The sequence below is a fragment of the Variovorax sp. WDL1 genome, assembly GCF_001541225.1.
GTDB lineage: Bacteria > Pseudomonadota > Gammaproteobacteria > Burkholderiales > Burkholderiaceae_C > Variovorax.
This window is the reverse complement of record NZ_LMTS01000306.1, coordinates 1-4392: the sequence shown is the minus strand read 5'-3', so window position 1 is coordinate 4392 and position 4392 is coordinate 1. Positions and strand designations below refer to the sequence as shown.

Genomic DNA, 4392 nt, shown 5'->3' with positions numbered 1-4392 from the left:
CTGATTTGCCCCGTGGTCCAGCCACAGGGGTTCACTCCAGATTTCCATCTAAATCTGACCCACGTAAGAACCCTAACCTGCTGCTTTTAGCGGCAGGAGCACAGGAGTGATTGACGTGGCGACACTGAGTGTCATCAGACGTTGGGCATTGCGTGAGCAACTGTCCATCCGGGAGATAGCCCGACGCACGGGCCTGTCTCGCAACACCATCCGCAAGTACCTTCGCGAGGGTGAGGCGGCGCCCAGCTACGCGAAGCGGGTCAGCCCGAGCAAGCTCGATGCGTATGCAGAGAAGCTTGGCGCCTGGCTCAAGAGCGAGGCATCGAGATCGCGCAAGCAGCGGCGCACCCTCAAACAGATGCATGCAGACTTGGCCGCGCTCGGCTACCAGGGCTCCTACAACCGCGTGGCCGCCTTCGCGCGGGCATGGCACGCGCATCGCCACGAGGTGGAGCAGACCACCGGTCGAGGCACATTCGTGCCGCTGGCCTTCGGCCCGGGCGAGGCGTTCCAGTTCGACTGGAGCGAGGACTGGGCCGTCATCGGCGGGGAGCGCACCAAGCTGCAGGTCGCGCACTTCAAGCTCAGCCACAGCCGGGCCTTCCTGGTGCGGGCATACCCACTGCAGACCCACGAGATGCTGTTCGACGCGCACAACCGCGCCTTCGAAGTGTTGGGCGGCGTGCCGCGACGAGGCATCTACGACAACATGAAGACGGCCGTGGATCGCGTGCGCCGCGGCAAGGAGCGCGACGTCAACGCGCGCTTCAGCGCCATGGTCAGCCACTACCTGTTCGAGGCCGAGTTCTGCAACCCGGCTTCGGGCTGGGAGAAGGGTCAGGTGGAGAAGAATGTGCGCGATGCGCGTCACCGGCTGTGGCAGCCCGTCCCGGCGTTCGCGACGCTGCCGATGCTCAACGACTGGCTCGAGCAACGCTGCAAGGCGCTGTGGGGCGAGATCACTCACGGCAAGCTGCCCGGCACTCTGGCCGACGTGTGGGCCCAGGAGCGGCCGCTGCTGATGCCCGTGCCTCGTCCCTTCGACGGCTTCGTCGAGCACACCAAGCGCGTCTCACCCACCTGCCTGGTGCACTTCGAGCGCAACCGCTACAGCGTGCCCGCGTCCTATGCGAACCGCCCGGTGAGCCTGCGGGTCTACGCAGACCGCCTGGTCGTGGCGGCCGAGGGGCAGCTCCTGTGCGAGCACACGCGGATCATCGACCGTCGCCACGATACGGCCGGCCAGACCGTCTACGACTGGCGTCACTACCTGGCGGTGCTGCAACGCAAGCCGGGGGCGTTGAGGAACGGCGCGCCCTTCAGTGAGCTGCCGCAGGGCTTCAGACGGTTGCAGACCGTCCTGCTCAAGCAGCCCGGTGGCGACCGGGAGATGGTGGAGATCCTCGCGCTCGTCTTGCACCACGACGAGCAGGCCGTGCTGACCGCGGTCGAGCTGTCACTGGAAGCGGGCGTCGCGAGCAAGACGCATGTGCTGAACGTCCTGCATCGGCTGCTCGACGGCAAGCCGGTGGCGCCAGCGCCGGTGACGGCGCCTCAGGCGTTGCGCCTTGCAAACGAACCCCAGGCCAATGTGCTGCGCTATGACTCCCTCAGAGGACGCGTGACTGCAGCCGATCCGATCATCATCCAGGAGGTGCGCCATGCGCCATGACCCCGCCAGTGCAGCCATCGTCATCATGCTGCGTGAACTCAAGATGCACGGCATGGCGCACGCCGTGGCCGAACTCGCCGAGCAGGGCTCGCCGGCGTTCGAGGCCGCGCAGCCGATGCTCTCGCAGTTGCTCAAGGCCGAGACGGCCGAACGCGAGGTGCGCTCGGTGGCCTACCAGTTGAAGCTGGCACGCTTCCCGGCCTACCGCGACCTCACAGGCTTCGACTTCCAGCACAGCGAGGTCAATGAAGCCTTGGTGCGGCAGTTGCATCGATGCGAGTTCATGGAGGACGCCCAGAACGTGGTGCTCGTCGGTGGCCCGGGCACGGGCAAGACCCACATCGCCACGGCGCTGGGTGTGCAGGCCATCGAGCATCACCACCGGCGTGTGAGGTTCTTCTCCACGGTCGAACTGGTCAACGCGCTCGAGCAGGAGAAGGCCAGCGGCAACCCGGGCCACATCGCGCATCGGCTGATGTACGCGGACATGGTGATCCTCGACGAGCTCGGCTACCTGCCGTTCAGCGCCTCGGGCGGGGCGTTGTTGTTCCATCTGCTCTCGAAGCTCTACGAGCGCACGAGCGTGGTGATCACGACGAACCTGAGCTTCAGCGAGTGGGCCAGCGTGTTCGGCGATGCGAAGATGACGACGGCGCTGCTGGACCGGCTCACGCATCACTGCCATATCCTGGAGACCGGCAACGACAGCTTCCGCTTCAAGCACAGCTCGGCTCAACCCGTTCAGGCAGACCAACCCAGAAAGAAGGAGAAGACCAAGAACTTATCCACACCGTGAGCCACCAGGCTCGCAAAGAGGGTGGGTCAATATTGGATGGAAATGCCGGGTCAGGATTGCATGGAACTCAACAGGCTATCATTTTCGAGTACGAAAATCGGTGCTATTGAAGTGGAGCCTTGGTGGTGGGGGGGCGAATGGGCGTACTTCAGCGAGCAGGCGCGGTGCGGGAACAACTTCGGTCCCGATGTCGTGTAGGCCTTTGGGAAGATGGTGCACTTAGTGTTGAGTTCCATGCAATCCTGACCCGGCGGGGGTGCGGATAAAAACTTGGACTGGTTTTATGCCGCAAGTCCAAGGCTCACCCGGTATTCGATGGGGCTGAGAGAGCCAAGGGAGATCTTGATCCGCTTCTCGTTGTACCAGCGGATGTACGAGTCGACCACTTCAATGAACTGCTCGATGGTCGTGCCCTTCCAGTCCCGAGGATAGAACAGTTCGTTTTTGAGGCGACCGAAGAAGCCTTCGCAAGCCGCATTGTCCGGAGAACAGGCCTTGCGGGACATCGAGCGGATGAGGTTGGCATCGCTCATTCTTGATAGCCAGCCTGGCCAGCGATAGTGGCCGCCGCGGTCGGAGTGGACCACAGGCCGGTCAGCGGTGTCCGTCACCGTCTCGATGGCTGCATCCAGCATGGTATTGACCAGCTCAGCGTCGGGGCTCGTGCCAATGGTCCAGCTCACCACCATGCCGTCGAAGCAATCGATGATCGGCGACAGGTAAACCTTGCCGGCGGGGATCTGGAACTCTGTGATGTCCGTGAGCCACTTCTCATTGGGTGCCGCAGCCTGGAAGTCGCGGTTGATGATGTTCTCTGGTGCTGGACTGATCTCCCCCAGGTACGAGGCGTATCTGCGCTTCTTGTGCATTGGAACAACCAGGCGCTCCTGCTTCATCAGCCGCTGCACCACCTTCTCCGAGATGTTGACCTGCTGCCTGGTCAGCGAGGCCTGTAGCCTGCGGTAGCCGTAGCAACGGTGGTTCGACTCGAAGATCTCGGTGATGGACTGACGCACTTGGAGGTACTTGTCACCCACCGCTGCGCGGGCCCGATGGTAGAAGTACGAGCTACGTGCAAGACCCAACTGTCCAAGGAGCTCTGGCAAGTCATAGTGCTCCTTGAGGGCGTCAATCAGCAGTGTCTTCTCCCGGTTGGACAGGAGCTGCAGATCGACGCCCAGGCCTTTTTTTAACAGTTCATTGGCCTTGTTCAAGAGGTCCTGCTCAAGGCGCAGTTGCCTGACTTCGCGGCGCAACGCATCAACCTCGCGCTCGAGCTCGTCGCGCTCTTGAGCCCGTGGGGACTGATTGGTGTGTTTCATGGATGCGGGTGCCTCACGTCCCAGAAGCTGGTTCTTCCAGTTGTACAACGTCGGCCTGCTCACACCAAGCTTCTGAGCAACCACCTGCGCACTTCCCTCACGAGTGCACAGTTCGAGGACCGCCAGCTTCTTCAGTTGCGGCGGCCGAGGTGCACTGACGGCCCTGCCGACAACGCGCTGCCGGGAGTTGGGGTCCAGTTCATCAATCCAGGCACGCAGCAAATCGCGGCACGGATAGCCCAACGCCTTGACCGTGGAGGCGATGCAGCGCCCGTGCTCGGCGTAGTGTTTGACAGCCTGCTCCTTCTGAGTTTGAGAATACTTCGGCTTTGAGCGCACGTAGCCGGACGACAGGTCCAGGCGCCGCTCGTACTCCTCATGCCAGCTCTTCAAAGAGTTCTTCGTCGGGTAGCCCAACTGGCGGATAGTCGCCCCGGTGCGCTTGCCCAGCTTGATGTAGAGCGTGACCGCTCGGATGCGGTCTTCATATGAATACATGAACTACTTTCAGGTAGTCCAAGTTTTCCGCCGCACCCCCAACGGGTCAAATTTCGGCCGGCGCCTGGAGTGAACCCCTGTGGCTGGACCACGGGGCAAATCAG

Annotated in this window: 3 protein-coding genes; 2 read left to right on the top strand and 1 reads right to left on the bottom strand. The window is 62.5% G+C overall.

What is annotated here, in order from left to right; translation table 11 throughout:
* The first annotated feature begins 106 nt into the window (after window positions 1-106).
* Together istA and istB are read left to right on the top strand one after the other, a co-directional pair.
* A complete protein-coding gene (gene istA / locus APY03_RS35975; RefSeq protein ID WP_063599743.1) occupies window positions 107-1672 on the top strand; it encodes an IS21-like element ISPpn1 family transposase in 1566 nt (521 codons plus the stop codon).
* Entirely contained in the window at window positions 1662-2468 is an 807-nt protein-coding gene (gene istB, locus APY03_RS35970) for an IS21-like element helper ATPase IstB (RefSeq protein WP_031652704.1), read from the top strand. The genes istA and istB overlap by 11 nt, the downstream gene beginning before the upstream one ends.
* A 281-nt stretch (window positions 2469-2749) precedes the next feature.
* Here the strand turns inward: istB and APY03_RS35965 are convergent, their stop codons facing one another.
* Window positions 2750-4288 (bottom strand): IS3 family transposase, encoded by a 1539-nt coding sequence (locus tag APY03_RS35965; protein ID WP_068685009.1) that lies wholly within the window; start codon window positions 4286-4288, stop codon window positions 2750-2752.
* Between the last annotated feature and the right edge of the window lie 104 nt (window positions 4289-4392).